The organism is Pseudomonas sp. 14P_5.3_Bac1 (assembly GCF_025466135.1).
Classification (GTDB): domain Bacteria; phylum Pseudomonadota; class Gammaproteobacteria; order Pseudomonadales; family Pseudomonadaceae; genus Aquipseudomonas.
The window spans coordinates 1-26,322 of record NZ_JANLOF010000090.1 but is presented as its reverse complement, the minus strand read 5'-3'; the positions used below and the strand labels follow the sequence as shown (position 1 = coordinate 26,322).

The following is a 26,322-nucleotide window of genomic DNA, read 5'->3' as shown; positions in this document are numbered from 1 at the left end:
TCAAACGCTGTCGCCGACAGCCAGAATGGTCGCCACCAACGCCAGGGCGCGAGGCACCAGCGTGTCCAGTTCCAGGTATTCACGATCAGTGTGGACCTTGCCACCCACTGGGCCCAGGCCACACAGGGTTGGAATGCCCAGGCTGGCGGTGAATCCGGAGTCGGCGCAACCGCCGGTGAACTCGCCTTCGACGCTGAAACCCAGCGCCAGCGCTTTTTGCTGGTAGATGTGCAGCAGGCGTTCGCTGTGATGTGCTTCCATCGGTAGAAAGGTTGTCGCTTCCTTGAGGACGGCGCTGGTACCGATCAGTTCTTCTTCTGCGACGATGGCCTGGATTGCGGTGAAGATCTGGTCCCAGTGCTTGAGTTCGATGAAGCGCACGTCCAGCCGGGCGTAGGCGCTAGGCGCGACGGTGTTGCTGGAGGTGCCACCGGATATCAGGCCTACGTTCGTGGTGATGCCTGCCGGGTAATCGGTCAAGGCATGGAGCTTGACAATCTTGCGCGCCAGGGCCTCGATCGCGCTGGCTCCGTCGGCATGGTTGACCCCCGCATGCGCCGCGCGGCCGCTGACTTCGATGATCAGCGTGGCACCGCCCTTGCGTGCGCTGACCACGTTACCGCTGGCCCGGCCGGGCTCGGTATTGAGCACGGCGCGGGCGGCCCGGGCGGCCTTTTCGATATGGGTTCTGGCGCTGCCGGAGCCGATTTCTTCGTCACCGGTGTACAGAACCTGCACCGGATAGGGCAACCGACCGGCGCGCTTGAGTGCCTTGAGGGCGAAGCAATTGAGCACCAGGCCGCCTTTCATATCGGCAACACCGGGGCCATAGGCGAAATGGGTGTCGCGGCTATAGCCGCGAGTCGTGGTGGTACCTTTGGGGAAAACCGTGTCGCGATGGCCCAGCAGCAACACCGGCTTTCCAGATTCGCCTGGCACTTCGGCGAGCATCACGTCGCCAAAACCATCGACCGGTATGCGCTTGAGCAGGATGCCGTCGGCTTCCAGTTCAGCCGCGAGCAGCGCGCCCACAGCGTCGACGCCCGCCTTGTCATAGCTGTTGGAGTCGGTGTCGACGATACGCTGCAGCAGCGTTTCCATGGCTTGGCGCTGGTCAGCCAGCCAGTCCAGCGCCTGTTGCGCAGAGGCGCTCATTGCGCTTGCTCCCGTAACTGATGTTCCTGGGTCAGGCGTGCCGCGTCGTTGCCCAGGTCCCAGAACAGCCCGGCCATGATTTGCAGGCTTTCCTTGACCACCGGTGCCAGCAAGTGCTCGTTCGGCGCATGTTGCGAGCATGCAGGGTACGAGTGCGGCACCCACAATGTTGGCAGGCCGAGCACGTCCGCGAACACGTCGTTGGGCAGCGAGCCGCCGAGGTTTGGCAGCAGCGCAGGCTTTTTGCCGGTGGTCTGTGCCAGGGAGCTGAGCGCCCAACTGACCCACGGGCTTTGCGGATCCAGCCGAGTGGCATGCATCACATCGATGCGGCTTTGCTTGACCTCGACATTACTGAAACCATGAGCATCCAGGTGGGCACGTACAGCCGGGATAAAGGTCGTGTAGTCGCTGTTTACCACGAAGCGGATATGGCAGTGGGCGTTGGCCTTGCCAGGGATAGCATGCACAGGGGCGTCCGGGTTGCCGGTCTTGAAGGCGATGACGTCGAGGGTGTTCCAGCCGAACACCTTTTCGCTCAGCGAGAGCTGCGGGTTACCCCAGTTGGCGTCGATTTCCGGATCGCCCGGTCCGCCACCGACGTCAATATCGGCCAGTGCCTGTCGAACCGGCTCCGGCAGTGTCTCGGGCATCAGGCCCGCAACTTTCACCCGACCGTGTTCATCGACCATGCTCGCGATGGCATTGGCCAGAATAATGCCGGGGTTGGCCAGCAACCCGCCCCAGTTGCCGGAGTGATGAGCGCCTTCGCGCAAATTGACCACCAGCTCGAAGTTGAATACACCGCGTGAGCCGAGAAAAATCGTCGGGCGTGATGCCGCAAGACGCGGGCCGTCCGAGGCGATGAAAACATCCGCCGCGAGCTCTTTACTGTGTGCGGCACAGAACGCATTCAAGCCCGGCGAGCCTTCTTCTTCGCCCATTTCCAACAGCAGCTTGACATTGAAACCCAGCTTGCCGTCGCGAGCCTTGAGCGTTTGCTCCAGCGCGGTCAGGTTGATCAGGTGCTGGCCTTTGTTATCCGCCGTGCCGCGGCCGTACCAGCGATCGCCTTCGACCGTGACTTGCCACGGCGACAAGCCTTCACGCCATTGCGCTTCATAGCCGCGCACCACATCACCGTGGCCGTAGCTGAGCACGGTCGGCAGTTCTGGATGTTCAATGCGTGTGGCGATCAGGAAGGGGCCGCGTTCTGCCACCGGGTTGTTATAGACCATGACGCTGAAGCCCATCGCCTCGACATGCGGGGTGATGAAATCATTGAGGTAGCGATACAGCTCGGGCTGGCTGTCCGCTGCCTGGCTTTCGGTGTGCAAGGCGACGCTACGTTCGAGCAGATTAAAAAAATCGCCGTTGTCGAATTGCTCTGTGGTGTTGCTGATGGCCAGTGAACGACTCATGAGTGGATAAGCTCCAGTGTTTGGGCAGAATTGTCGTGAAGGTGGCAACGCACGTTGCCGCCGATAAGCGGACCATTGGCCGGATAGGCCGTTGTGCAGGGGGCGAAGCAGCTCGGGCAGCGCGGATGAAAGGCGCAACCGGACGGCGGTGACATGGGGTTGGGGAAGGTGCCGTGCAGGCCGATTTCAGGAATGCCCAAGCGCGGATCGGGCGTGAGCACCGAATCCAGCAAGGCGCGGGTATAAGGGTGGCCGGGGTTGGCGAACAACGATTCGCGAGTGCGTTCCTCGACGATGCGCCCCAGATACATCACTGCGACCCGGTCTGCGAGGTGTTCGATGACCGCCAGGTTATGGCTGATCAGCAGATAGGTCAGGCCGAATTCGCGCTTGAGGTCCTGCAGCAGATTGAGGATCTGCGCCTGCACCGACACATCCAGCGCTGATGTGGGCTCGTCGCAGATCAATACATCAGGGCGCATGATCAGCGCCCGTGCAATCGCCACCCGCTGGCGTTGCCCGCCAGACAGCTGGCTCGGGTAGCTGTCGATCACCCGCTTGGGCAGGCCGACCACATCAAGCATCTCTTCGGTCTTCTTGCGTCGCTCGGCGGTGCTGCCGATGTCATGCACGATCAGCGGCAGGGTGACGATTTCGCGCAGGGTCTTGCGTGGGTTCAGCGAGGAGTAGGGGTCCTGGAAAATCGGCTGAATATGCCGGGACATTTCCTTGCGATCAGTCGCCGCCAGATGTTTGCCATTGACCAGCACATCGCCGCTGGTAGGCGGCAACAGACCGAGCAGCATCTTGGCCAGGGTACTTTTGCCGCAACCGGACTCGCCTACCAGACCCAGGGTCTCGCCACGCATCAGGCGCAGGGAAACGCCGTCCACGGCCTTCAGGGTGGCGGCGGGTTTGAAAAAGCCCTTGTTGATCCGAAACTCGCGGCGGATGTCACACAGCTCTAAAGCGATGTCTTTTTTCATGACCTTGCACGCTCCTGAAGGCGAATCGGTGCCGGGTTCGGTGCGGCGAGCAGGCAGCGCGCCATGTGTCCGTCCTGTTCGACTTCGGGGATGTTTTGCGCGCAGTCCGGTGTCGCCTGGCTGCAACGATTGCGGAACGCACAACCTTGCTGTTCGCCTACCAGACTCGGCACAAGGCCCGGAATCGAACCCAGCGCCTCACCCGGTTTAGTCCGGCCAGGGATTGGAATACTCGCCAGCAGACCGCGGGTGTAAGGATGCTGCGGGTTCTCGAACAGTTGCAGGGCAGGGGCGGTTTCGACGATTTCCCCGGCATACATCACTGCGACCCGATCGGCGATCCGTGCCACCAACCCAAGGTCGTGGGTGATAAAGATCACCGCCAGGCCGAGTTCTTTCTGAATGTCGCGAATCAAGCGCAGGATCTGCGCTTGAATAGTCACGTCCAGTGCCGTGGTTGGCTCATCTGCGATGATCAGGTCCGGTTCGCACATCAACGCCATGGCGATGATTACCCGCTGGCGCAAACCGCCAGACAATTGATGCGGATACTGACGCAAGCGCTCGGTCGCATTGCTGATCCCGACTTTCTCCAGCATCTGCGCGGCGCGAGCCAGGGCATCCTTGCGCGACACCTTGCGATGCTGAGTCAGTACTTCGCTGAGCTGATCGCCAATGCTGTAGGCGGGGTTCAGCGAGGTCATCGGTTCCTGGAAGATCATCGCCAGACGGTTGCCGCGCAGGTCGCACATGCGCCGCTCGCTCTGGTTTAGCATGTCGATACCGTCCAGCGTCAGCCGTGACGCGGTGCGTTTGGCCTTGCGTGGCAACAGGTCCATCAGCGCCAGTGAGGTCAGGGATTTGCCGCAGCCGGATTCGCCGACGATGCACAGCATTTCACCGCGCTCGACTTCAAAATTCAGACCGCGCACGGCATGCAGCATGTCATCCGGTGTCGGGCTGTTGCCCATTGGAATGTCCACGCGCAGGTTTTCCACATGGAGTAGTGCCATGTTCGGTACCCTCTTTAGTTACGGCCGTCTATCAGTTACGGCCGTCGGGCAGGATCAGATCGCGCAGGCCGTCGCCGACCAGGTTGATGCCCAGCACCAGAATCATCAGGGCGACGCCGGGAATGGCGATGACCCACGGGGAAAAGAACATGTAGGGTTTGCCTTCAGCGATCATCAAACCCCAGGACGGCGTCGGCGGCTGCACACCAACCCCGAGGAACGACAGTGCCGACTCCAGCAGGATCGCGTGGGCCATTTCCAGCGTCGCGACGACGATCAGTGCACCGACCAGATTGGGCAGAATTTCACTGACCAGAATGCGCAGGGTCGAGCAGCCAAGCGCCTGGGCCGACGCCACATATTCAGCATCGCGAATCTGTTGCACCGAAGCCCTGACCACCACCGCGAAGCGATCCCATAACAGGCAGCCGAGCAGCACGATGACCACTTTCAGTGAGCCGCCCATCAGCGAGGCCGAGGCCAGTGCGACCATCACGACCGGCATCGCCAGCCGGGTGGTGATCAGGTAGCTGATAAATGCATCGACCTTGCCGCCGTAGTAACCCGCCAACAGCCCCATGACGGTGCCGATAAAGCCGGAAATCAGCGCCGCCGCAATCCCGATGAACAGCGAAATACGTGCGCCGTAGAGCAGTCGTGACAGGTAATCACGGCCCAGCTTGTCGGTGCCAAGGACGTACTCCCAGGTGCCGTGGGCCATCCATACCGGCGGTTTCATGCGCAGCATCACGTCTTGCGCATAAGGGTCGTAAGGTGCCAACCACGGCGCGAACAGTGCGCCAGCGAAGATGATCAGCAACAACACCGCGCCGATGGCGAAACCACGATGACGAAAGCTCTTGCCAAGTACTCGGCTCAGGCTGCTCGGTGGTGGCAGGTAGTCATTGATCGTGAGGGTGGTGGGGGTGCTCATGTAAGCCTCCTAGCGCACGCGAATGCGCGGGTCGAGCAGTGCGTTGAGCACATCGGCCAGCAAGGTGAGGATGATGTAGATCACCGCAATCAGCAGGACCACGGCCTGTACCACCGGGAAGTCGTCACGGGCGATGGCGTCCCAGGCGAGTTGCCCGATGCCTTGCAGGGAAAACACGGTTTCGATCACCACCGAACCGCCGAGCATGAAGCCGAACTCCACCGCCGCCAGCGCGACTACCGGAATCAAGGCGTTGCGCAGTGCGTGCTTGAACAACACGCGGGCAGCGCGCAGGCCCTTGGCGCGGGCGGTGCGAATGTAATCGGAACTGAGCACATCAAGCATGCCGGCGCGGGTCAGCCGCATGATTGCCGGAGTCGCGTAGTAGCCCAGGGCAATGGCCGGCATGACGAAGTGCAGCAGCGTCGAGTTGCCGGACACCGGCAGCCACTTGAGCGTCACCGCGAACACCACGATCAACATCAGCGCAAACCAGAAACTTGGCATTGCCTGACCCAGCACCGCAATGCTCAAGGCCAGTCGGTCAACCCAGGTGTCGCGTTTGACCGCGGCCAGCACGCCCAGGGGAATTGCCACCAGCAAGGCGATGCCCAACGCCATGGCGCCCAACCCGAGGGTAATCGGCAAGCGGCTGGCGACGAGGTTGTAGACCGACTCCTGAAAGAAAAATGAATTGCCCAGGTCCAGCCGTAGCAAATCGCCCAGCCAGTTGAAGTACTGGGTCGGTAGCGGTTTGTTCAAACCGTACTGCACGCGGATCTGTTCGATCTGTTCGCTAGTGGCTTCCGGTCCGCCAATGGCAGTGGCCAGGTCGCCGGACAGATGCAAAAGAGAAAAGCTGATCACCGACACGGTAATGGCAACGCAAATAGCGATGCCCAGACGGCGCAGAAGGAATCCAAGCATGGCGAGTTTCCTCATATCTATTGGGTGACATGTGTGAGGACGTGTCTGTGGCAGGGACGAGTCCAGGCGCTACGGCACCTTTGGATCAGTCCGCCAGCTTGCGCATTACTTCCACGTGGACTCGACGAAACGCGGCAGCTCATCCGGGTACGGGGTGAACGCGAGTTCGGAGGTGTAGGCGTAGTTCATCGAGTAGTTGAACAGCGGCGCCCAATAGGCCTGTTCGCTGATGCGCTGCAACGCCTTGCGGTAGTTGTCCTTGCGCACTTGCGGGTCGAGGGCATTGTCGGCGGTCTGCAACCAGCCCTGGACTTGTGGGTCCTTGATGTTGTCGTCCGGGTTGCCCTTGAACCAGGTACCGGCCGACGCCGAGGTGTCGAGGATCGAGAACGAGCCCCAGGCCTGAAACGACATGGGTACCTTGCCACCACGTTGCTGATCGCGCAGGGCGGCGTACTTCAAGTAGCGCAGCTTGGCGTTGATGCCCACGGCGCGCAGGTTGCCGATGATGGCTTCGACGTAATCACGGTCGCGATAAGCGAAGATTTCTGTCTCGAAGCCATTTGGGTAACCGGCTTCGGCGAGCAGCGCCTTGGCCTTGGCCGGGTCATAGTTGTAGACCGTGGCTGCGGTAGTATCGCAGCCGAACTGGCCTGGATAACAGGCAACCTGCAGGGGTTTGGCTTCGCCACCCACCAATTGCGTGGCCAGCGCATTGCGGTTGATCGCATGGTTGATGGCCTGACGCACCTTGAGGTTCTTCATCGGCGAGTTTTCAGTGGAGGTGCCCCGAGCATCGAGAATCAGGAAGCCGATGCGCATGGTTTCGCCGCTGGTCACGGTCAGGTTCGGCATGCCTTTGAGGTCGACTGCCTGATCCGGGGTGACACGCCAGGTCCAGTCGACACCATCGGTCATCAGCTCGGCCAGGCGGGTTTCCGCATCCGGGATCACCCGGAACTTGAGGTGGCTGATATGTGGCTGGCCTTGTGGGCTGTCCGGGAAGTAGTCCTTGTTGATCTCCATGGTCACGCCTTCGCCGGCCACCACCGACACGGCTTTATACGGCCCGGTGCCAATGGGCTTGCGACTGAATTCGGCCAGGCCGACCTTCTCGAAATACTGCTTGGGAAACATCGGAACGGCGTTGGACAGGTATTCCAGTGCGGGAGGGAAAGGCTTCTTCAAATGCAGGCGAACGCTGTAGTCACCGGTTTTTTCGGCGCTCTTGATCCAGTCTACGTTTTGCACGGTAACGACTTTCGCTTCGGGCGACACCACGTAGTTGAGGGTGAACACCACGTCGTCGGCGGTGAACGCGTCACCGTTGTGAAATTTGACGCCTTTGCGCAGCTCGAAGTCGATGGTGGTGTCGTCGACCTGTTTCCAGCTGGTGGCCAGCATGGGTTTGTATTCGCCGCTTTTGGGATCGCGGTAGATCAGGTTGTCCCAGATCAGCCGGCCGAGAATCACACCTTCGCGTAAATCGTTGTGATAGGGACTGATGTTTTCAGGCTCGCTGTCGGAAGCGTAAACCAAGGTGTCGTTGGCTTTACCGGCATGAGCCGGAAAACTGATGATGATGCCCATCAGCGCAATACTGCAGGCGAAACCTTTGATGCCCATGCCGTCGTCTCCGTTGGCGAGTGTGGTTGAATCAAAGGGCAGCGGGTCGCAAATGCGTAAGGAGGATGAAAGCTCAGGCAAGGTTTTTTTGGTCTGGACACGAATGTAGGGAAAGGCTATCAATGCCACAAGAATAATATTTCGATACTTCCTTTGCCGAAAAGGCAACCCTTGGAGGCGCCGATGCAACTGTATGGCGTGCAGTCCACAGCACTGCGCTATTTTCTCGAAGTCGCGCGATGCGGATCGATCAGCGAAGCCTCATTGCGGCTGAATGTAGCGGCATCAGCGGTGAGCCGACAAATTTCCAAGCTTGAGGTGGCTCTGGATGCCAGCCTGTTTGAGCGTCGTGCCCGGGGCATGGTGCTCAGCGAGGCGGGGGCGCGATTGGCGGCATATGCGCGCAAGTCGCAGCTTGAGGCCGAGCAGGTGGTGCTGGAAATTACCGAGCTGCATGGCTTGCGCAGGGGCCATGTGCATGTTGCTTGCTCGGAAGGATTTGCACTGGAATACATGCCCAGGAGCATCAGCGCGTTCAGGCGTGAGTATCAGGGCATTCATTTCACATTGGAGGTCTGTGCGCCTGCGCAAGCAACTGAGAAAGTTCGTTCCGGCGAAGCCGATCTGGCGATGACCTTCAGCCTGACGCCGCAAAAGGAAATCAAGGTTGAACATGTCCTGAGCGGGGCGATTTTCGCCGTGGTCTCCAATTCTCATCCCTTGGCCGGGCGTGAAGCGGTCACCCTCGCCGAGTTGCAACCCTGGCCCATTGCGTTACCCAAGGCTGACACCACCATACGGCAGCTGTTTGACATCTGTTGCGGCGTACAGGGGTTGTTGTTCGACCCGGTGTTGACCACCAATTACGTTGCCGCGCTCTACAGCTTCGTCCGCGAAGAAGGCGTTATCAGCCTGGCCAGCGAAATGACCTTGCACAAGCAGGTGGCGGACAAGGCGCTGCAATGCGTGCCGATCCTTGATGAAGGCATGCAGGCACGCCGCATCGAACTGCAGAGCATGGCTGGGCGCAATTTGCCGGCAGCGGTTTCAGCGTTCAGGGATTTTTTGATTGCTGAGCTGGTGAAAGCCAAACGTCGCTGAACACCATCAGTAGGGCGTTGCCGCCGAGTTCAAGGGCAACGCGATTGATGGGTTTGCCGACCGTGGCGATGCGTCCGGTGTTACGTCCCTCATCCGTAGATGACCTGCGCACAGGTCAGTCCAGAAGTTCTGCTCTGTGCGCCAGTGCGGTCATGAGTTGTGAAAGATTGTCGGCAAGGGCGAGGATCTGCTGGCCTTGCACTTCATCCTGTTCGCTGTCGCGTTGCGAGGTCGGGCGCACGCAACTGATGCTACCCACGACTTTGCCGTCGCCATCGAATATGGGCGCCGCCAGGCCGAAGACGTCAGCATCCACTTCGCTGATGCTCAGCACATATCCCTGGCGGCGCAGGCGCTGCAGCGAGCGTCGGAATTGCTCCCACGTCTTACCCAGGTTGCTGGATTCGACATCACTCGGGTTTTCCAGAAATATCCGGCTTTGGTGTCGCGAGCCCATATTGGCCAGAATGACTTTGGAAGTGGCACCCATGAACAACGGTCTTGGCGAACCTCGTGAATAGCTCACCTGATTGGACAGATTGCCGGTTTGATGGACGCAGACCACTTGATCCTTGAACGATCGGCACACCAGCCATGCTTGCTCGGCGCCCCACTTTGGAAAGCTGGGCTCGAGTGCATGTGCGGCACGAACCAGCGGATCACTGACGCGCAGTTGGCGATCCCAAGTGATGATTCTCGCGCCCAGAGCGTAGCGCCCGGCCTCTACCTGAAACAGCAAATTGGCCTCGGCCAGTTCACGTACGTAACGGTAGGCGGTGGAGCGTGTGAACCCCAGCGCATTTCCCATTCCATCGACCGTCCAGATTGGATGGCGCTCGGTAAACAGGTCCAGGATTCGCAACATCCGCTCCAGGCTGGAGCCTTTGCTGTCAGCCAGGTGCTCGGCGTTGTGTTCGGAATCAAACGGTTTTTGCATGTCAGCGCTCGTCTACATTACTGGTGCGCAGGATACCAATTCGCTCGATTTCGATTTTGACGATATCACTCGGCTTCATCCAGGCCGGGGGGCCGGCCGGAATGAACTGGAGGGGAGCACTTTGCCAGGGCTGGCAATAACCGGCAGAAAGCCGATTTCACTCAACCCCAGGCGGGCAGGTCTTTGAGCGCATCAGCGCCCGTTCGCTTTGTGAGCGTGTTGGTTGTTGCTTGCTTGCGGGGTCCAGTCGCAGCAAGGTAATCGCCGTCAGCGCGATGGCGCCCGGGATCAACGCTGCGATGAGGATCTCTGTCAAAACCCAGCCGGCCGCCAGCATCAAGCCTCCGCAAACAGGCCCTGTAATGGAACCCACACGCCCGACGCCTAATGCCCAGCCGATACCTGTGGAGCGTATTTCCTGTGGGTACAACTCGGCGGCTAAAGCGTTAAGACCGGCCTGCGCGCCCTGTACCAGAATGCCCAGCGCCAGCATCGCGGGGAAAAGCGAATAAAGCGAAACCGGCAATTGGCTGAGCGCCAGCACGACCACCAGGTAGCCCATGAACTCGAGGGTCAGCACATTGACCGAGCCCCAACGGTTCATCAGCCAGCCTTGTATAACTGAGCCGATCACACCTCCCAGGCTGAACAGAATAATCGCGCGGATCCCCATGCTTAGCGGTGCATGGGCTGCCACCAGCAGTGTCGGGATCCAGCTCATGATGAAGTACAAAATCAGCAGGTTCATGGCGTACGGCAGCCAGAGTAACAGTGTGCGACGCCACATGCCGGCGGTGAAAAGACGGCTCAGGGAAGTAGAGGAGGTTGCCTGCTGACGCGGACGGCCAAGGCTGGCGGGCAGTTCGGCGAGATCGGGTGCGAGCCGCTTGATGATAGCGCTCAGGGCAGGGCGGCTGCCGGGCTTGCGACTGAGGAACTCAACCGACTCCGGAAGCCGCCGTGCCACGACGCCGGCGACCAGCAAGGGCAGCGCGCCACCAATCAGGAAAAGGTTTTCCCATCCCCAGGTGGCGAGGAGTTGGTCGACCGTCAAACCTGCCAGCATCGCGCCCAGTGGCATGCCACAGAACAGCAGTGTGACGGCACTGCGCGCATAACGCCGTGGGCTGTATTCAGAGATCAGCGCCACCAGGTTGGGGATCGCGCCGCCAAGACCTATACCGGTCAGGAAGCGCACGACCAGCAATTGCGGAACGCTGTTAACAAAAGCGGTCAGTAACGCGAATGTGCCGAACAACAGGATCGACAACACCAGAATCTTCTTGCGCCCCAGGCGGTCCGCCATAGGGGCAAGTAGCAGGGCGCCGAGCATCAAACCCAATAAACCTGCCGCGAACACCGGGGCCAGGGCTTGGGGCGTCACGTTCAAGGTCGAAGCCATGGCCGTTACCAGGAATCCGACGATCTGGGTATCGAACCCGTCAAGCACTGCAACCAGTACGCAGAGGGCGAGCAGCTCCCACTGCAAGCGACTGACAGGCCGGGCGTCCACTACGTCGCAGAGGATATTGCTGGGGGTAGGTGTGTGCATGAACGTACCTCTTATTGTTTTTATTGTCTGGGGCAGGCAGGTGTCCTCGACTACGGCCAAATCTATTACTAAGCAAAAATCCTGTAAAGACAAAATACTGCAAAATCCCAAATTGCAGGAAATATGTATTTTTTATTTGATGGCTCGACCGCGGGCGCCGTTCTTGGCGTGATCTGCCGCATCGGGCTGTTGCCCGAAGAGGGAACGGTGTGGGAGTTGGCCCTGGTTATCGTGCTCTATAAATGCGAGCCAAAATCTTCACTCGGTTTTGAGGCGCCTTGAGGAACAGTGCATTCCTTCGCCCACCCTTTGGGCACTCCATGATGTGGACGAACTTTCTGGGAATGTCCATGGACGCGTAGCTCTGATTGGCGATGCTGCTCACGCCATGCTCCCCCATCAAGGTGCCGACGCAGGGCAGGGACTTGAAGATGCGTGGTTTCTCGCACGCTTACTGGCTGATCCGCAGGTTCAAAGCAGGTCACGAGGGGCGTTGGTGCGGTAACCCAACGACACCAACACGCCTAAAATGAGTGGAATGAACGTAGATCGTGATACCGCAGTTTTCTTCGTTTACACCCAATCTATTTAAGTACCATCTCGTGGTTCGGACCTGCTGGAGTTTGCATTTCCCAGGCCGCAAAAGCGTTCTCATCCGCGCCCGTACTTTTTCTTGTACAAAGTCGTCCTCGATATGCCCAACTGTCGAGCTGTGGCACTTATGTTGCCGCCATTAACCTGCAAAGCACTTTCAATTGCGCGTTGCTGCGTCTGCCTCAGATCCATCGGCGCTTTTGTAGGCGGTGGCGCAACCGACAGTGATAAGCCCTCAAGCATGATCATCATGTCATTGCCTGCAAGGGCACTCGCCAATCGAAGGGTTTGCTCTAACTGACGAATATTTCCCGGCCAGGCCTGTTCTTGCAGTGCCAGCAACGCATCTGGATGCAGTGGTGGGGCGTCGAAACGCTGGCGCAGCCGTTCCACTAATACGGCGAAATCAGTGCGCTCACGCAGCGCCGGTAGGGTAATAGCCAGGCCATTTAGGCGGTAATACAAATCTTCGCGAAACGCCTTGTGAGCGATGCGTTCAGCCAGATTACAGTGGGTGGCGCTGATCAGTCTGACGTCCAAGGGGGTGCGCACGGCGCTACCCAGACGTGATATTTCTCGCTCTTGAAGCACCCGTAGCAAGCGGGTTTGAAGGGCGAACGGCATGTCGCCGATCTCGTCCAGCAGCAAAGTGCCGCCGTTGGCGGCGGCAAGTTGCCCAGCGTAGCCGCCTTTGCGCGCACCGGTGAAGGTGCCTTCGGCATAGCCGAAGAGTTCGGATGGGTAGTTTCTATCTTCGTGAGGTTACTCGACCGCTGCTGTTCCTGGCCGGCGGAACCGGGCTTGCGCCGTTTCTGTCGATGCTCGAAGTGCTCGCCGAACGTGATGAAATTCAGAAGGTATCGCTGATCTATGGCGTGACCCGGGATCAGGATCTGGTGATGGTCGAGGCCCTGAAAGCTCTCACTGTGCGCTTGCCCAATTTCAGCTTCGTCACCTGCGTTGCCGACCCTCAGACCTTCCATCCTCAGCAAGGCTATGTCACCCAGCACATGACCGCTGACATGCTCAACGGTGGCAACGTTGACGCGTATCTCTGCGGACCACCACCGATGGTCGATGCGGTGCGACAGTACTTCAAAGATCAGGGCGTCGTCCCGGCCAACTTCCATTATGAGAAGTTTACGCCCAATGCAATTGTTAGCGGCGACGCCGACCGAGGACAGTGAAATGAACCCACGTTTCAAAGCAAAAGTTGCGCTAGTGACCGGCGCAGCCCAGGGCATTGGCCGGCGTGTCGCCGAGCGTTTGTTGGAGGAGGGCGCGTTCCTGGTCGCCGTCGACCGTTCTGAACTCGTTCATGAACTGCAGCATGACCGTGCGCTGACCTTGACCGCTGACCTGGAGCGGCACGCAGAATGCGCGCAGGTGATGGCCACGACCAAAGCGCGTTTTGGGCGCATTGATATCCTGATCAACAACGTCGGCGGAACGATCTGGGCCAAACCCTTCGAGCACTACGCCGAGAGTGAAATCGAATCCGAAGTGCGCCGCTCTCTGTTCCCCACGTTGTGGTGCTGCCACAGCGCGCTGCCCTACATGCTCGAACAGGGCACCGGCGCCATCGTCAATGTCTCATCGATCGCCACACGGGGCGTGAATCGGGTGCCGTATGGCGCAGCCAAGGGCGGCGTTAACGCACTGACTGCCTGCCTGGCGCTGGAAACTGCCGGCAGTGGCATCCGCGTCAATGCTACCGCGCCAGGCGGAACTGAGGCACCACCGCGCCGTATCCCGCGTAACAACCAACCGCAAAGCGAACAGGAGCGGATCTGGTACCAGCAAATCGTCAATCAAACCATCGACAGCAGTTTGATGAAGCGCTACGGGACCATTGATGAGCAAGCGGGCGCAATTCTTTTCCTGGCCTCGGACGAGGCTTCCTACATTACGGGCGTGACGTTGCCGGTGGGAGGCGGCGACCTAGGCTGACTCAGCGGTAACATCTGCGGATCTCACATATACAACAAAAATAATGAGACTAACGCCATGAAAACTATCTACGTACCTGGTTTTGCCGTAATTAAACTTTGCTATGGTTTTTTTGGTGTTGTTCTATGCGCGTCGCAGGATGTATTTGCTAATAATGGCGTGATATTGCCCGGCTACGGTTCACTCCCTAGAACTTTTCAGCGCGGATGAGGGCGTAGCCCAGGTAAGCGAACAGGCCCACGGCACATAAGCCGCTGGCGACATAAATGAAGGTCAGTGTGAGCACGGTGTAACTCCCCTTGTTGAAGAAGCGGGGGGAGGTTATGCGCTTGGGTATCAAGCCCGGGCACTGATTACAGGGGGCGGTATTAAGACGGTATATAGATGAGTGATTGCCGGGCGAACGAAAACAAGGGATAGCCCGGTGTCGGGGTATCCCTTGGAAAACTGGGGTTCTGCTGATTTCAGGGATCAGCTTATTTGGCTTTCTTTTTCTTTTCGCCGCGGGTGGCGAGGTGCTCGAAGCAAAACGCGGCGGTGCCGAAGAGCGCAATCATTGACAGGACGACCATGCCTAAAGTTGAACTTTCCACGATGACTTCCTACGGGTTTTGGGGGTAGGAATTGACGGTAGAGGGTGGGGGGGTAGTTGCTCAATAGGGACGACGGAATCGTTATGGGGAAGTTGGGATTTATACGGGTTCTTTACGGATCGGGGGGGGTACATATCCGTTGCTGCGGTAACGGCGGCTGGCGGTTCCGCTCTTACAGCGGGTCACTTTTGGCAAACGCCCGGAATGCCGGCCCAGCCAAAAGTAACCAAAAGGTCTTTGCCCCACCACTCGGTGCCTCGCCCAGGCTCGGCATGCCCTCACTTCGGCCAGCGTGGTTGACAGGGCCTGTCAGATCACAAGCAAATCAAAAGCAAAAGCACGGCGGCCTGAAAGCCGACCTGAGTGGTAGAAGCAAAAGCACAGCAACACACTTCTACCTGATGCACAGAGATCCAAATGTGGGAGCGGGCTTGCCCGCGAATGCGGTGGGTCAGTCAGCTCATGTGTCACTGGCACACCGCCTTCGCGAGCAAGCCCGCTCCCACAAGTTGACCGAGTTCAGCCGCCAGCACCGCACTGCTTTTGCTTTTCTGTGGGAGCTGGCTTGCCTGCGATGCAGACACCTCGGTGTATCAGGCACAACCAGTTGATGCCATCGCAGGCAAGCCAGCTCCCACATTTGATTGAGTTCAGCTTTCAAGATCAGGTCGGCTGTCAGGCCGCCTCGGCTCCGCTTCTACCACTCAGGTCGGCTTTTGATCTTGATCTGCTTTTGAGCTCAGGCACACCGAAGCGTGAGCGAGGTGCCGAGTGGTGGGGCAAGAGCCCTTTGGTCACTTTGGGGCTTTTCCAACGTGACCCGCCGTAAGGGCGGAACCCATACCCGACACCTCACAAATTACGACTATGCCGATAGTCGCTCACAGCCTCATACACCGCCTTACGCAACCGATTAATCCCTCCAATCGGCCGGTGCGCCTCCAGCCCAAACCACGGATTAAACGACTGGTTGTCACAAGCAAGATTCAACGCCGGCGTATCAAAATCCTGCGCCTCAACCCGCACGGTCGCCACGGTCTCATACGGCGCATCGCTCTCCTTCCATTCAATGCTGGTGTCTTCAATCGGCATGAATTTCTGCGGATTCTGCCGCTGAACCTGCAACACAAAACACGCCGGCACACGGTCGGTCGACAGCTGCTGGCTCAAGGCACTGCGCAGAAAGTTCGGCAGGTCCTGGTTCTGCTTGGGCAACACATACTCAGGGCAACTGAGCGGGTCAGGCGCTACGCGAAACTTGGCATTGGCTGCGCCGAACTTGTAGGGCGACACCGAAAAGTAAGTCGTCTGCGTCGGGCTGGCCGGGGCAGGCGACAGTGTGGCCAGCGCGATAAACAAATGGCGCACCTGCCAGCTGCGCGGGTCTGCCTTGGGAAAGAACGCCAGGACCTTCTTGCCGTCGGCCTGGGCGCCGATGTTTTGCGCATACTCCGCCACATCGCTGACAAAGAAATTCGGATGGCTGAACATCACGAAATCCTGTTCGGTGCGCGCCTGCTGATCTGCCATCAACTGTTTGCCCGGAACATCCAGCAACTTGATCGCCATGCCCCGCGCATCGCGGATGCTGTCGAATTGCGGATAAGCATTGCCATTGGACAGGCGCATCAGTGCCTGCCAGGTTTTGCCCGGCTCGGCGAACACGCCTTGGCGCAATGCCGGGTCAAGATCCGCCACTACGCTGACTTGCGCCTTCACGCAGCCGTGAGCCTTGGCATGCGCATCGCGCAGGTAGCGCGTGCCTTCGCGGTGCTGATCGACGATGCGCACGGCCGTCTGAATGATGCCCTGGGTCATGGCCGCTTCACCGGGCGGGATCTGCTCGTCCGGCGACACCGGGCCGCTGTGCTGCCAGGCAAACCAGGCGGCAGCGATCAGCCAGCCCAGCAGCCCCAGGCCCACCAGCCATAACAGGGTTTTACCCAGAAACGCGCCGAGGCGCAGCCACAGACGCGCGAGCATCGAAGATTCCTTGTAGTCAGATCGGATATTCATGGCAACTGTTGCTCCAGCGGGCCGCCCAGTACTTTGAGGTATTCCAGCAGCGCCCAGCGTTCCTGCGGTTGCAGGCCGCGGCCGATCACGCCATTGCCACGTTGGCCGGCGCGAAACTCGTGGCCGCTGTTGTGATTGCCGGTGACTTTGGTATCGAACAGGAAGCCATTCTTGAACGCCTGCGTTTCAAAGCCCAGGTGGCGCGGGTCGTAGGCGAACGTGCCTTTATAGAAAGTGGTGCTGCGCTCGTCCTGAGGCGAGAGCAATTGGTAGATCGTCGGCACCGAGCCGTTATGCAGGAAGGGCGGCGTGGCCCACACGCCGGCCAGTGGCCGCGCTTTGTAGGCACGCACCTCGCGCACGCCGATAGGCAGGCCGAAACCGTCCAGGCCTGGCCGCTCGGCCGGGGTCACGCCGGCGGCGCGGTAGGCGTGGTCTTCGACAAAGGCGGTGACGTAGGCCAGGCCTTGCGCCACCGACATATTGTGCAGGTCCAGCGGCGCGGTCGGCGTGGGGTGCAGTTCGACGTTGAGCCTGGCCAGTTCCGCCGGGTCCCATTGCAGCGCGCTGAGGTCGTAGCGCTGGTCAGCGATGTTGCTGGCGGTGCCGGGGTCGGTGCCGATGTATTCAACGGGGAGCATTTTCAACTGCTGCACCGGGCGGCCATTGACCTGGCTGACGGCGGGCACATGGCAACCGGCGCAGTTCTCGGCGAACAACGCGCGGCCCTGGGCGGCGAGGGGTTTGTCGATGGCGCCGAACAAGTCTTCCGGCCAAGTGGGCGGCTTGAGGCGTTGCAGGGTTTCTTCGATCAGGTTGAGGTCACGCACGCGCACGCTGGAAGGGTAGCGCGCTTCGCCTTGAAGGGGCTGGCCGGCACTGTCGAAGAAGTCCAGTGTCGCGCCGACGCCGAGGGCTTCGCCGATGTTGCGCGCCATGGGTTGCTGGGCCGAACCGTTCCATTGCACCCAGTCGAAGGTCCAGATATCCCACAGGTGCGGGTAGTCCACCGGAGCATTGGCAACGCGGTAATTGTCCGGCGAGATTGCGTCGCCAAAGCTGGCATTGGCGATGCGGCCAAACGCGTCGGTACGGCCCGGGCCTTCTTCGGTGGGGTAGAGGCCGCGGTGGGTGTCATTCCAGGCGACTTTGAGGAACTGGTTGAGCGACCGTTTGAAGTCCTGACGCAGCTGGCCATGTTCGGCGTCGTATCGATCCCCCAGCACTTGGCGGGCAAAGCGCTCGAATTTCCACGGGTTGTAATAGGTGGCGGCCAGGCTGGCCACCAGTGCCTGGCCGAAGCTGCCGCCGCGCAAGGTGGGCACGCTGGAGGGCAGCACGTGCTGGGCCGAGCCGCCATCAATGCGCAGAGCCTGGCCTTTGAAGTGCAGCTCGCCGGTGTGGCAGGCGGCGCAGGTGATATCCAGGTATTCAACTGTGCTGCCGGCATTCTGATGGCGGGCAAAACCGACTGGCAGGTTGCCGGGGTTCTGCGCGGTGGGGACCTGCTTGGGGTCGACCAGAAACCCAAAGCGCGCCAGGTACTCGGGCGTGGCAAAACGCTGTTCGGAGAACGGCAGCTCCAGGGCGGTGAACCAGTCGTAGTGCAGGCCTTTCACTTGAGTGCCCTGAGGCGTGAAGTAGTAGGTCTGGCGATCGGCGGCACTCCATTGATCCTGGTAGCGCACCTGCTGCACGGGCACGTAGTCGGGCAGCTTGGGGTTGATGGTGTAATAGAGCACGACGGCCAGCAGCAGGCCGAGTGCGAGCAATATCAGAAGCAAAACACGGGAAAAAATGCGCAAGATAACTATCCTTGTCGAGTTGTCGCGTTGTTATGCCACTACGCCATAGGTGCGGCAAGTGGCCATGAGCCTGGTTGCAGGCAGTCCCGCGATCCGTCGCGGGCCTCCATCATGAATGAAAATGCTTTTAAACACGTGAACTTATCGGAAGTTTCCTGCTCACATGCCGGTAGCCATTGGTCGTGGCCGCCTGATAAGCTCGCGACTTTACTCGAATGCCCTTTTGGCGCACGAACAAGGAAATAGCATGAAACAGCATCGGTTGGCGGCGGCGGTGGCCCTGGTTAGCCTGGTACTTGCGGGTTGTGATTCGCAGACCAGCGTAGAGCTGAAAACCCCGGCGCAGAAAGCTTCCTACGGTATCGGCCTGAACATGGGCAAAAGTCTTGCCCAGGAAGGCATGGATGACCTGGACTCCAAAGCGGTAGCCCAAGGCATCGAAGATGCCGTCGGCAAGAAAGAACAGAAGCTGAAAGACGACGAACTGGTTGAAGCGTTTGCCGCACTGCAGAAGCGTGCAGAAGAACGTATGACCAAAATGAGCGAAGAGTCGGCAGCCGCCGGCAAGAAATTCCTCGAAGAAAACGCCAAGAAAGACGGCGTAGTGACCACTGCTTCCGGTCTGCAGTACAAGATCGTGAAGAAGGCCGACGGCGCTCAGCCTAAGCCGACCGACGTGGTGACTGTGCACTACACCGGCAAGCTCACCAACGGCACGACCTTTGACAGCTCCGTTGATCGCGGTAGCCCGATTGACCTGCCGGTCAGCGGCGTGATCCCGGGTTGGGTCGAAGGCCTGCAACTGATGCACGTTGGCGAGAAGGTCGAGTTGTACATCCCGTCTGACTTGGCCTACGGCGCTCAGAGCCCGAGCCCGGCGATTCCAGCCAACTCCGTGCTGGTATTCGACCTGGAACTGCTGGCCATCAAGGACCCAGCCAAGACTGAAGCCCCTGACGCACCTGCTGCTCCAGCCGCCAAGAAGTAATCGGCGCCTGAACAGACAACGCCCCGTTTCGACGGGGCGTTGTCGTATCTGCGGCCCGGTAAATCCGCATGATTCACACCCGACGTAAATTCAAACGAACCCCCGCAAACTGAAACAGTCTGATATAAGACTCGAGCACGGGTAGCCGCACATCAACGCCAAGTCAATGAAATCTTGGGTTTTTTTTATGTGCGCAAAAAACGCCCGATCTGACTGCAAGCCTTGTAGTCCGTGGCTTTCAGCCGATAAAACAGGCTCTGTTCACAAGGTTATCCACAATTTGTGTGGATAACCTTTTATGTCGCCTGGAACTGGAGTGACAGATGAAACCACCGTTCAATTTCACCCGTTTTTTGCCCATGGCCGCGCGTCTGCTTGGCCGTGGGCGTTTGCCAACCCTGCTGTTTGCCGTCGCCGCAAAAGGCTCAAGCCAGGGCAACCGCCTGGGTAAGCTCAAGGATGATCTCAAATTGCTTCAGGCCCTGTGCCTGGCCTACTGGCGCGGCGAATACCGGGCAATCAGCCCCAAGGCGCTGATTTCGGTGGTGGCGGGCTTGATGTACTTCCTCAGCCCGATTGACGCGATCCCGGACTTTATCCCGGTATTTGGCATGCTCGATGACATCGCGGTGCTGGCATGGGTCATGAAGACCCTGGACGGCGAACTGAGCGCTTTTCGCGCCTGGCGTGACGCCCAGCGCCCGGAAAAGCTTGCGGTGGTTGAGCGCCTGCCTGCGACGCCTGCGCTGCTGGCTGAGGAAAACCCGCAAAAAAACTGATCACACGGCTATCCCCCTGCGACCTTTGTGGCTGTTAGGATTACACTCCTAAGGAAAGAGCTTACTTAGTAAGTGTTGTTATCCTACGGGGCAGTCATGGATATTCAGATAATTTCACGCAATGGCGAACCCGAGTACGCGGTGTTGCCATGGGACCAGTACCAGGCGCTACTAAAAGCCGCCGGTCAGCAACAACCAGCACTCCCTCCTTCTTCTGACGCTCAGGTCGCTCCCGATCAGGCTTTGCGCCCGCTCGCGGACCTGCGCGGCCTGCGTGAAACCCGGGGGCTGGCCATCGAAACCCTGGCCCGCACCGTGGGTATCAGCCCCTCGTATCTCGGATTGATTGAAAGTGGTGAACGCCAGCCGGATGCCGCCATTCGCCGCAGCCTGGCCTGGGAATTGGGCGTTGCAGGTTGGAGGGATGAATCTTGAGCCTACGTATCAGCCGTCAACACTGGGATGGATTACTCAACGAACTGGATCAGGCGCGCCGCCAGCGCCACCTGCTGACCTACCGCGCGCTGCTGGAGCGTCTGCAATTTCCCACGCCGGCCATGCAGACCCTGGCCGCCGCCCTTGAGCACTTGGCCGCGCTGGACGCCAAGGCCGAGCAGCCATTGCGCAGCTCACTGGTGATCAGCCAGGGTGCCAGCCGCCTGCCGCGTACCGGTTTCTTCGAATGCGTGGAGCGCCTGGGGCGTTTCAGCGGGCCGTCCGATGGCGTGGCCGCCGCCTCCTGGCACGCCTCGGAAGTGGTGCGCGTGTTCGAATACGATTACCCGGAATCTGCCGAGGCTTAAAGCGCCTGGGCCAGCATGTCCATGCTGTCGATCACATGAATGCTGTAGCCCGCCACATCCTTGGCGTGGTGCTTGGCCTGCGAGGCCAGCTCCGCCAACTGGCTGGCATCGAGTTGCCCACAGGCCTGTGGATATAAGTGAACCACGCCGATCGACAGCGACAGCAAGGCGAATTCCTGACGCGCGCCCTGGCGGTTCAATGCCACAAAGCAGCCGGCGTCGAGGTGTTCAGCGCGGTAGAAGCGTCGGCACTGGGTGTGAAAGTCATCCAGCAACTGGTTGAGGCGCTTGCGCCAATCCTGTGGGCCGAGCACCAGCAAAAAATCATCGCCGCCGATATGCCCGACAAAGTCGCGGCTGGGGTCAACCCGGTCGTTGAGGCATTGCGCCAGGCAGAGCAAGACCTCATCCCCGCGCCCGTAGCCGTAGATATCGTTGAATGGCTTGAAGCTGTCGATATCCACGTAGCAGATCACTGACTCTCTTTGTTGCTGCAACAGCCGCGTCAGGCATTGCTGGATCGGCACATTGCCCGGCAGCAGCGTCAGCGGGTTGGCGTAACGCGCCTGCTGGATCTTCAGCTCGGTGATCAGCTTGAGCACATCGATCACCCGCCCCAGGCCCAGGTAATCGCCATTGAGCGTGATGATGAAATCCTCTTCAATCCGTTGCCGTGCGCGGCTGGTCAGCAGGCGGCTGACTTGCTGCAGCGATTGGCTCAACTCAACCGCCAAAAAGTCATCGCTCATCAAACGGCTGATGGGCTTGCGTGCGAACAGATCGGTGGCGAAGGGCTTGAGCAGCGCGTCCGATAACGAATGCCGGTGCACGATGCCGACCGGGTGGCCACGCCCGTCCAGTACCGCCAGCGAATTGAGATTGGCCTGGCGGCGGAACGACTCCAGCACCTGGGCGGTGGCCGTGTCCTGATCCACCGCCGGTTGCTCGTTCAGCAGGGCACTGAGGTCGCTGCCTTCTTCGCTCAGGGCGAGGTTGGCGTTGTCCTGCTTGGGCAGCATCAGGCGTGCTTCCTGGGGCGGCTGTTCCTGCGGGCGGCAGAGCAGGTAGCCCTGGACCAGGTCCACGCCCATCTCGGTCAACACCGCCAATTCTTCGGGTAACTCAATACCTTCGGCAATGACCTGTGCCCGCGACGCCCTGGCGATTTGCAGGATGGAGCCGACGAACTCACGCTTGAGCGCGTCCTGATGGATGCCGTCGATAAAATGCCGGTCAATCTTCACGTAGTCCGGGCGCAGCTCCGACCACAACCGCAGGCTGGAATAGCCGGCGCCCAGGTCATCCAGGGCGATGGCGAAGCCCATGTCGCGGTAATGGTGCAGTGCGGTTTGCAGCAGATCGAAGTCGTCGGTGGGGGTCTGCTCGGTGAGTTCGATCACCACTAGGCTTGGGGGAATGCCGACGTCGCGCAGCAGTTGCAAGGTGCGCCCCGGTTGATGCGCGGTCTCCATCAAGGATTCCGGCGAGATATTCAGGAACAGCTTGCCTGGCAGTTTCTGTTCGCTGAACCGTCGACACGCGCTTTCGCGGCAGGCCATTTCCAGTTCACTGAGGCGCCCGATATGCCTGGCCACGGAAAACAGCGCGACCGGGGAGTGCAATGGGCTATTGGAGGGGCCACGGCTGAGAGCTTCGTAGCCGAGGATGCGCCGTTCGGACAGGCAAATGATCGGTTGGAACAGGCTGTGCAAACTGCCTTGAGCCAGGATAGAGCCCAATGCATTCAGCTGTTCGGTCATGGTCATGGCGATCTCGATCGAAAAAAAAGGACCGCGGGCTTGGCGCCTGCGGTCCTTCATTTCACGACAGAATGATGTCTATATGATGACACTCCGAGGAGCGTTCACATTAAACTGCCATCATTTACTGCTTGGCCACCTGCTTGCTGATCTTCAGGTAGTCGAGCAGGATCCGGCCTGTTTCAGACAGGTAGGCGTCATCTTCCGGCTTGGTTTTTTCCGGCTCGGTCGGCAGCGCATCTTCATCTTCTTTCTTCAGTTCCTTGAGCGGGTCTTCGCCTTTGGCCTTGCGGCGGGCGTTTTCCAGTACCAGTTGCTGATTTTCGATGCTGGTGTGCTGCGCACGGCGATCGGCTTCGTTGAGGCTGACGGTTTTCTCTTCCATCAGCTTCTTGGCCAGGGCCAGTTTGTCGCGGATGAACACAAACTCGGCATCCTTGGCGGAGCGCGCGTCATGGTCAGCCTTCAACTGCGTCAGGAACGGTTTGAACGGGTCCGACGCCGGCTTGATCGCAGGGCGGATGGTGTCCCACGGCATGGCTTCAGGCAGGGCGCTCTCGCCGATTTCCTTGGTGTCGATGATCGACGGGAAGTCGACATCCGGCAGCACGCCCTGATGCTGGGTGCTCTGCCCGGAAACCCGGTAGAACTTGGCCAAGGTCAGTTTCAGTTCGCCATGGTTGAGCGGCTGAATGGTCTGCACGGTGCCTTTACCGAAGGTCTGGCCGCCAATGATCAGCGCACGGTGGTAGTCCTGCATCGCGCCGGCGAAAATCTCCGAGGCCGAAGCCGAGAGACGGTTGACCAGCAGCGCCATCGGCCCTTTGTAGAAGGCACCCGGGTTCTCGTCTTCAAGCACGTCGACGCGGCCGTCAGCGTTGCGTACCAACACGGTCGGGCCTTTGTCGATAAACAGGCTGGTCAGCTCGGTGGCTTCCTGCAGGGAACCGCCGCCGTTGTTGCGCAGATCGATCACTACGCCGTCGACTTTGTCCTTCTGCAGCTCGGTCAGGATTTTCTTCACGTCGCGGGTGGTGGACTTGTAGTCCGGATCACCGGCACGGAACGCTTTGAAATCCAGGTAGAAGGCCGGGATCACAATCACGCCGAGCTTGTAATCCTTGCCATCCTGCTTGAGGTTCAGGATCTGCTTCTGCACGGCCTGGTCTTCAAGCTTCACCGCTTCACGGGTGATGGACACGATCTTGCTGGTCTGGTCGTTCGGTGCATTGGTGTGCGGAATCACTTCCAGGCGCACCACGCTGCCTTTCGGCCCGCGGATCAGTTTGACCACTTCGTCCAGACGCCAGCCGACCACGTCGACCATCTCTTTGTCAGCCTGGGCCACGCCGATGATCTTGTCGGCCGGGGCGACCTGCTTGGTCTTGTCTGCCGGACCTGCCGGCACCAGGCGCACGATTTTGACCTGGTCATTGTCGCTTTGCAGGACGGCACCGATGCCCTCCAGCGACAGACTCATGTTGATATCAAAGTTTTCAGCGTTATCTGGCGACAGATAATTGGTGTGCGGGTCGTAGGACATCGCGAAGGTGTTGATGTAGGCCTGGAAGATATCTTCGGCACGGGTCTGATCCAGACGTGCCAGCTGATTCTTGTAGCGCTTGGTCAACAGCTCTTGAATGGCCTTGGGCTCTTTGCCGGCGATCTTCAAGCGCAGCACTTCGTCCTTGACGCGTTTGCGCCACAGGTCGTCAAGGGCGGCGCTGCTGGTCAGCCAAGGCGCGTCCTTGCGATCCACCAGAAGGGTTTCCTTCTGGGTGAAGTCGAGCTTGTCGACGCCTTTGTCCAGCTCAGCCAGGGCGAAGTCCAGACGCGCTTTGACACGGTCCAGGTAACGCTTGTAGATGGTGAAGCCGGGCTGCAGGTCGCCGCTTTTGAGGAAGTCGTCGAACTGGGTCTTCCACTTGTCGAACTCAGCGATATCGCTGGCCAGGAAGTAGCTGCGCGACGGATCCAGCAGCTTGAGGTAGCTGTCGTAGATGATCACCGAGCGCGCGTCGTCCAGCGGCGGCTTGCTGTAGTGATGACGCTTGAGCAACTCGACGACGTTAAGGCTTGCAATCACCTCATCGCGATCAGGCTGAAGGTTGTCCCAGCTGTTGGCTGCGAACGTATTGGTCGACATCGACGCGAAGCCGAGACCAATGAAAAAAGCGAGGGCGGTGCTGGGGAACAGATGCTTCATGCTGATTCGACGCGGGGGCAATTGATAACGCATATTAGGCCGTCTTTGAGGGAGCCGGTTCCATATGATCCGGTCGCATAATGCAAAAAGCCCGGCGCTATAGCTACGGGCTCAGTCCAGACTCACTATGGAGGCACTGTGAAAGCATTGCAAGGCGTTGAAGGTCATGTGGAGTGGCTGACAGAACCCAGCCCTACCTGCGATGTAGGCCAAGTTCGCATTCGTGTGGCGGCTGCGGGCCTTAATCGCGCCGATTTATTACAGCGCGCCGGGCTCTATCCGCCGCCGCCTGGCGCCAGCCACGTGCTGGGTCTTGAGTGCTCCGGGGTCATCAGTGAGGTCGGGCCGGGGTCGTCCTGGCAGGTCGGTGACCGCGTCTGCGCATTGCTCGCCGGTGGCGGCATGGCCGAAGAAGTGGTGGTGGATGCGCGCCACGTCCTGCCGGTGCCGGAAGGCTTGTCGCTGACCGAAGCGGCGGCATTGCCTGAGGTGTACAGCACCGCGTGGCTGAATCTGTTCCAGCTGGCGGGCCTCAAGCCCGGTGAAAAAGTCTTGCTGCATGCTGGCGCCAGTGGCGTGGGTTCGGCGGCGATCCAGCTGTGCAAGGCGTTTGGAAGCCCGTGCTGGGTCAGCGTCGGTTCGGCGCAGCGCCTGGCGTACTGCGAGGCACTCGGTGTCCAGGGCGGCGTGGTACGTACTGACGGCATTGAAGGGCTAAGCGATTTCGGGCCGTTCGATGTGATCCTCGACCCGGTGGGTGGCAACTACGCCGCGCTGGACCTCAAGCTGCTGGCCCTGGACGGCCGTTGGGTATTGATCGGTTTGATGGGCGGGCGCGATGCGCAGCTCGACCTGGCGCAGGTGCTGGGCAAGCGCATTCAGTTGCTCGGCTCGACCCTGCGCAGCCGCAGCGATCAGTTCAAGGCAGACTTGTTCAGTGACTTGAGCCAGCATGTATGGCCGCTGTTTGCCGAGGGACGCCTGAGCCCGCAACTGGCCAAGACCTTCCCGATCAAGGATGCCGAGGCGGCGTTCGCTGAGTTGGCGAGCAATCAGATTTCCGGGAAATTGGTGTTGGTGATTGACGACAGTTTGGTCTGACACCCGTCTCCGGCTGAAATGAGATCAAAATGTGGGAGCGGGGGGGGGGGGGGGGGGGGGGGGGGGGGGGGGGGG

General features: G+C 59.7%; 22 protein-coding genes and 3 pseudogenes. 9 read left to right on the top strand and 16 right to left on the bottom strand.

Annotation, left to right across the window (positions count from 1 at the left end; all coding sequences use genetic code 11):
• From NTD89_RS27885 to NTD89_RS27855, 7 genes are all read right to left on the bottom strand, one after another.
• Entirely contained in the window at window positions 1-1,155 is a 1,155-nt protein-coding gene (locus NTD89_RS27885; protein WP_262210712.1) for a M20 family metallopeptidase, read from the bottom strand.
• Window positions 1,152-2,576: a M20 family metallopeptidase gene (locus tag NTD89_RS27880; protein ID WP_262210711.1), complete on the bottom strand. Its 1,425-nt coding sequence runs from the start codon at window positions 2,574-2,576 to the stop codon at window positions 1,152-1,154. The genes NTD89_RS27885 and NTD89_RS27880 overlap by 4 nt, the downstream gene beginning before the upstream one ends.
• Window positions 2,573-3,562, bottom strand: a complete 990-nt coding sequence (locus NTD89_RS27875; protein WP_145166155.1) for an ABC transporter ATP-binding protein — start codon at window positions 3,560-3,562, stop codon at window positions 2,573-2,575. The genes NTD89_RS27880 and NTD89_RS27875 overlap by 4 nt, the downstream gene beginning before the upstream one ends.
• On the bottom strand, window positions 3,559-4,575 hold the full coding sequence (locus tag NTD89_RS27870; RefSeq protein WP_145166156.1) for an ABC transporter ATP-binding protein: 1,017 nt from the start codon (window positions 4,573-4,575) through the stop codon (window positions 3,559-3,561). Before NTD89_RS27870 ends, NTD89_RS27875 begins: the two co-directional genes overlap by 4 nt.
• A gap of 31 nt (window positions 4,576-4,606) precedes the next feature.
• Complete coding sequence (locus tag NTD89_RS27865; RefSeq protein WP_145166157.1) at window positions 4,607-5,509, bottom strand: ABC transporter permease; 903 nt, start codon at window positions 5,507-5,509, stop codon at window positions 4,607-4,609.
• A 9-nt stretch (window positions 5,510-5,518) separates the two neighbouring features.
• Complete coding sequence (locus NTD89_RS27860; protein ID WP_262210709.1) at window positions 5,519-6,436, bottom strand: ABC transporter permease; 918 nt, start codon at window positions 6,434-6,436, stop codon at window positions 5,519-5,521.
• A 105-nt stretch (window positions 6,437-6,541) separates the two neighbouring features.
• Complete coding sequence (locus NTD89_RS27855) at window positions 6,542-8,062, bottom strand: ABC transporter substrate-binding protein (protein ID WP_145166158.1); 1,521 nt, start codon at window positions 8,060-8,062, stop codon at window positions 6,542-6,544.
• A gap of 183 nt (window positions 8,063-8,245) precedes the next feature.
• On the opposite strand from NTD89_RS27855, the gene NTD89_RS27850 reads away from it, so the two are divergent.
• On the top strand, window positions 8,246-9,163 hold the full coding sequence (locus NTD89_RS27850; RefSeq protein ID WP_145166159.1) for a LysR substrate-binding domain-containing protein: 918 nt from the start codon (window positions 8,246-8,248) through the stop codon (window positions 9,161-9,163).
• Between the two features lie 115 nt (window positions 9,164-9,278).
• Here NTD89_RS27850 and NTD89_RS27845 read toward each other — a convergent pair whose 3' ends face one another.
• Complete coding sequence (locus tag NTD89_RS27845; protein ID WP_262210707.1) at window positions 9,279-10,100, bottom strand: IclR family transcriptional regulator; 822 nt, start codon at window positions 10,098-10,100, stop codon at window positions 9,279-9,281.
• A gap of 157 nt (window positions 10,101-10,257) precedes the next feature.
• Entirely contained in the window at window positions 10,258-11,589 is a 1,332-nt protein-coding gene (locus NTD89_RS27840) for an MFS transporter (RefSeq protein ID WP_262210706.1), read from the bottom strand.
• A 349-nt stretch (window positions 11,590-11,938) separates the two neighbouring features.
• Between NTD89_RS27840 and NTD89_RS27835 the strand changes: the two are divergent.
• A pseudogene (locus NTD89_RS27835) lies at window positions 11,939-12,130 on the top strand (FAD-dependent monooxygenase); the annotation flags it as partial.
• A 173-nt stretch (window positions 12,131-12,303) separates the two neighbouring features.
• On the opposite strand, the gene NTD89_RS27830 reads toward NTD89_RS27835, so the two are convergent.
• A complete protein-coding gene (locus NTD89_RS27830; protein WP_262210727.1) occupies window positions 12,304-12,438 on the bottom strand; it encodes a helix-turn-helix domain-containing protein in 135 nt (44 codons plus the stop codon).
• A gap of 240 nt (window positions 12,439-12,678) precedes the next feature.
• Window positions 12,679-12,924, bottom strand: a pseudogene (locus NTD89_RS27825) (sigma 54-interacting transcriptional regulator); the annotation flags it as partial.
• A gap of 59 nt (window positions 12,925-12,983) precedes the next feature.
• On the opposite strand from NTD89_RS27825, the pseudogene NTD89_RS27820 reads away from it, so the two are divergent.
• Both NTD89_RS27820 and NTD89_RS27815 read left to right on the top strand, forming a co-directional pair.
• A pseudogene (locus tag NTD89_RS27820) lies at window positions 12,984-13,433 on the top strand (NADH oxidase); the annotation flags it as partial.
• A gap of 1 nt (window position 13,434) precedes the next feature.
• The gene (locus NTD89_RS27815; protein ID WP_262210705.1) at window positions 13,435-14,196 is read left to right on the top strand and encodes a 1,6-dihydroxycyclohexa-2,4-diene-1-carboxylate dehydrogenase; all 762 of its coding nucleotides are present in this window, start codon (window positions 13,435-13,437) and stop codon (window positions 14,194-14,196) included.
• Window positions 14,197-14,383: 187 nt separating this feature from the next.
• Here NTD89_RS27815 and kdpF read toward each other — a convergent pair whose 3' ends face one another.
• From kdpF to NTD89_RS27800, 3 genes are all read right to left on the bottom strand, one after another.
• Entirely contained in the window at window positions 14,384-14,482 is a 99-nt protein-coding gene (gene kdpF / locus NTD89_RS27810; protein WP_053255293.1) for a K(+)-transporting ATPase subunit F, read from the bottom strand.
• Window positions 14,483-15,641: 1,159 nt separating this feature from the next.
• Window positions 15,642-16,805 (bottom strand): catalase family protein, encoded by a 1,164-nt coding sequence (locus tag NTD89_RS27805; protein WP_178119759.1) that lies wholly within the window; start codon window positions 16,803-16,805, stop codon window positions 15,642-15,644.
• Window positions 16,802-18,610 (bottom strand): cytochrome c, encoded by a 1,809-nt coding sequence (locus tag NTD89_RS27800; protein ID WP_262210703.1) that lies wholly within the window; start codon window positions 18,608-18,610, stop codon window positions 16,802-16,804. The genes NTD89_RS27805 and NTD89_RS27800 overlap by 4 nt, the downstream gene beginning before the upstream one ends.
• Before the next feature lie 247 nt (window positions 18,611-18,857).
• Here NTD89_RS27800 and NTD89_RS27795 point away from each other — a divergent pair, with 247 nt between their 5' ends.
• The 4 genes from NTD89_RS27795 (at window position 18,858) to NTD89_RS27780 (ending at window position 21,180) form a co-directional block, all read left to right on the top strand.
• On the top strand, window positions 18,858-19,598 hold the full coding sequence (locus tag NTD89_RS27795; RefSeq protein ID WP_262210702.1) for an FKBP-type peptidyl-prolyl cis-trans isomerase: 741 nt from the start codon (window positions 18,858-18,860) through the stop codon (window positions 19,596-19,598).
• Window positions 19,599-19,921: 323 nt separating this feature from the next.
• The gene (locus NTD89_RS27790; RefSeq protein ID WP_058420139.1) at window positions 19,922-20,377 is read left to right on the top strand and encodes a YkvA family protein; all 456 of its coding nucleotides are present in this window, start codon (window positions 19,922-19,924) and stop codon (window positions 20,375-20,377) included.
• A 96-nt stretch (window positions 20,378-20,473) separates the two neighbouring features.
• Window positions 20,474-20,812, top strand: coding sequence for a multiprotein-bridging factor 1 family protein (locus tag NTD89_RS27785; protein WP_119735601.1), 339 nt, complete (start codon window positions 20,474-20,476; stop codon window positions 20,810-20,812).
• On the top strand, window positions 20,809-21,180 hold the full coding sequence (locus NTD89_RS27780; RefSeq protein WP_010565198.1) for a hypothetical protein: 372 nt from the start codon (window positions 20,809-20,811) through the stop codon (window positions 21,178-21,180). The genes NTD89_RS27785 and NTD89_RS27780 overlap by 4 nt, the downstream gene beginning before the upstream one ends.
• On the opposite strand, the gene NTD89_RS27775 is transcribed toward NTD89_RS27780, so the two are convergent.
• Both NTD89_RS27775 and NTD89_RS27770 read right to left on the bottom strand, forming a co-directional pair.
• A complete protein-coding gene (locus tag NTD89_RS27775) occupies window positions 21,177-22,946 on the bottom strand; it encodes a bifunctional diguanylate cyclase/phosphodiesterase (protein ID WP_262210699.1) in 1,770 nt (589 codons plus the stop codon). The two genes, NTD89_RS27780 and NTD89_RS27775, sit on opposite strands and share 4 nt — an antisense overlap.
• Before the next feature lie 118 nt (window positions 22,947-23,064).
• Window positions 23,065-25,146 carry a carboxy terminal-processing peptidase gene (locus NTD89_RS27770; RefSeq protein ID WP_242193608.1) on the bottom strand — a complete coding sequence of 694 codons (2,082 nt, stop codon included), beginning with the start codon at window positions 25,144-25,146 and terminating at the stop codon, window positions 23,065-23,067.
• A gap of 138 nt (window positions 25,147-25,284) precedes the next feature.
• Between NTD89_RS27770 and NTD89_RS27765 the strand changes: the two genes are divergently transcribed.
• Complete coding sequence (locus NTD89_RS27765) at window positions 25,285-26,247, top strand: alcohol dehydrogenase catalytic domain-containing protein (RefSeq protein ID WP_262210697.1); 963 nt, start codon at window positions 25,285-25,287, stop codon at window positions 26,245-26,247.
• Window positions 26,248-26,322 lie beyond the last annotated feature (75 nt).

Bases quoted from the DNA above. Each gene is read 5' to 3' on its own strand.
- NTD89_RS27885 (WP_262210712.1), bottom strand. From the start codon at position 1,155: ATGAGCGCCTCTGCGCAACAGGCGCTGGACTGGCTGGCTGACCAGCGC.
- NTD89_RS27880 (WP_262210711.1), bottom strand. From the start codon at position 2,576: ATGAGTCGTTCACTGGCCATCAGCAACACCACAGAGCAATTCGACAAC.
- NTD89_RS27875 (WP_145166155.1), bottom strand. From the start codon at position 3,562: ATGAAAAAAGACATCGCTTTAGAGCTGTGTGACATCCGCCGCGAGTTT.
- NTD89_RS27870 (WP_145166156.1), bottom strand. From the start codon at position 4,575: ATGGCACTACTCCATGTGGAAAACCTGCGCGTGGACATTCCAATGGGC.
- NTD89_RS27865 (WP_145166157.1), bottom strand. From the start codon at position 5,509: ATGAGCACCCCCACCACCCTCACGATCAATGACTACCTGCCACCACCG.
- NTD89_RS27860 (WP_262210709.1), bottom strand. From the start codon at position 6,436: ATGCTTGGATTCCTTCTGCGCCGTCTGGGCATCGCTATTTGCGTTGCC.
- NTD89_RS27855 (WP_145166158.1), bottom strand. From the start codon at position 8,062: ATGGGCATCAAAGGTTTCGCCTGCAGTATTGCGCTGATGGGCATCATC.
- NTD89_RS27850 (WP_145166159.1), top strand. From the start codon at position 8,246: ATGCAACTGTATGGCGTGCAGTCCACAGCACTGCGCTATTTTCTCGAA.
- NTD89_RS27845 (WP_262210707.1), bottom strand. From the start codon at position 10,100: ATGCAAAAACCGTTTGATTCCGAACACAACGCCGAGCACCTGGCTGAC.
- NTD89_RS27830 (WP_262210727.1), bottom strand. From the start codon at position 12,438: ATGGATCTGAGGCAGACGCAGCAACGCGCAATTGAAAGTGCTTTGCAG.
- NTD89_RS27815 (WP_262210705.1), top strand. From the start codon at position 13,435: ATGAACCCACGTTTCAAAGCAAAAGTTGCGCTAGTGACCGGCGCAGCC.
- NTD89_RS27805 (WP_178119759.1), bottom strand. From the start codon at position 16,805: ATGAATATCCGATCTGACTACAAGGAATCTTCGATGCTCGCGCGTCTG.
- NTD89_RS27795 (WP_262210702.1), top strand. From the start codon at position 18,858: ATGAAACAGCATCGGTTGGCGGCGGCGGTGGCCCTGGTTAGCCTGGTA.
- NTD89_RS27790 (WP_058420139.1), top strand. From the start codon at position 19,922: ATGAAACCACCGTTCAATTTCACCCGTTTTTTGCCCATGGCCGCGCGT.
- NTD89_RS27785 (WP_119735601.1), top strand. From the start codon at position 20,474: ATGGATATTCAGATAATTTCACGCAATGGCGAACCCGAGTACGCGGTG.
- NTD89_RS27775 (WP_262210699.1), bottom strand. From the start codon at position 22,946: ATGACCATGACCGAACAGCTGAATGCATTGGGCTCTATCCTGGCTCAA.
- NTD89_RS27770 (WP_242193608.1), bottom strand. From the start codon at position 25,146: ATGAAGCATCTGTTCCCCAGCACCGCCCTCGCTTTTTTCATTGGTCTC.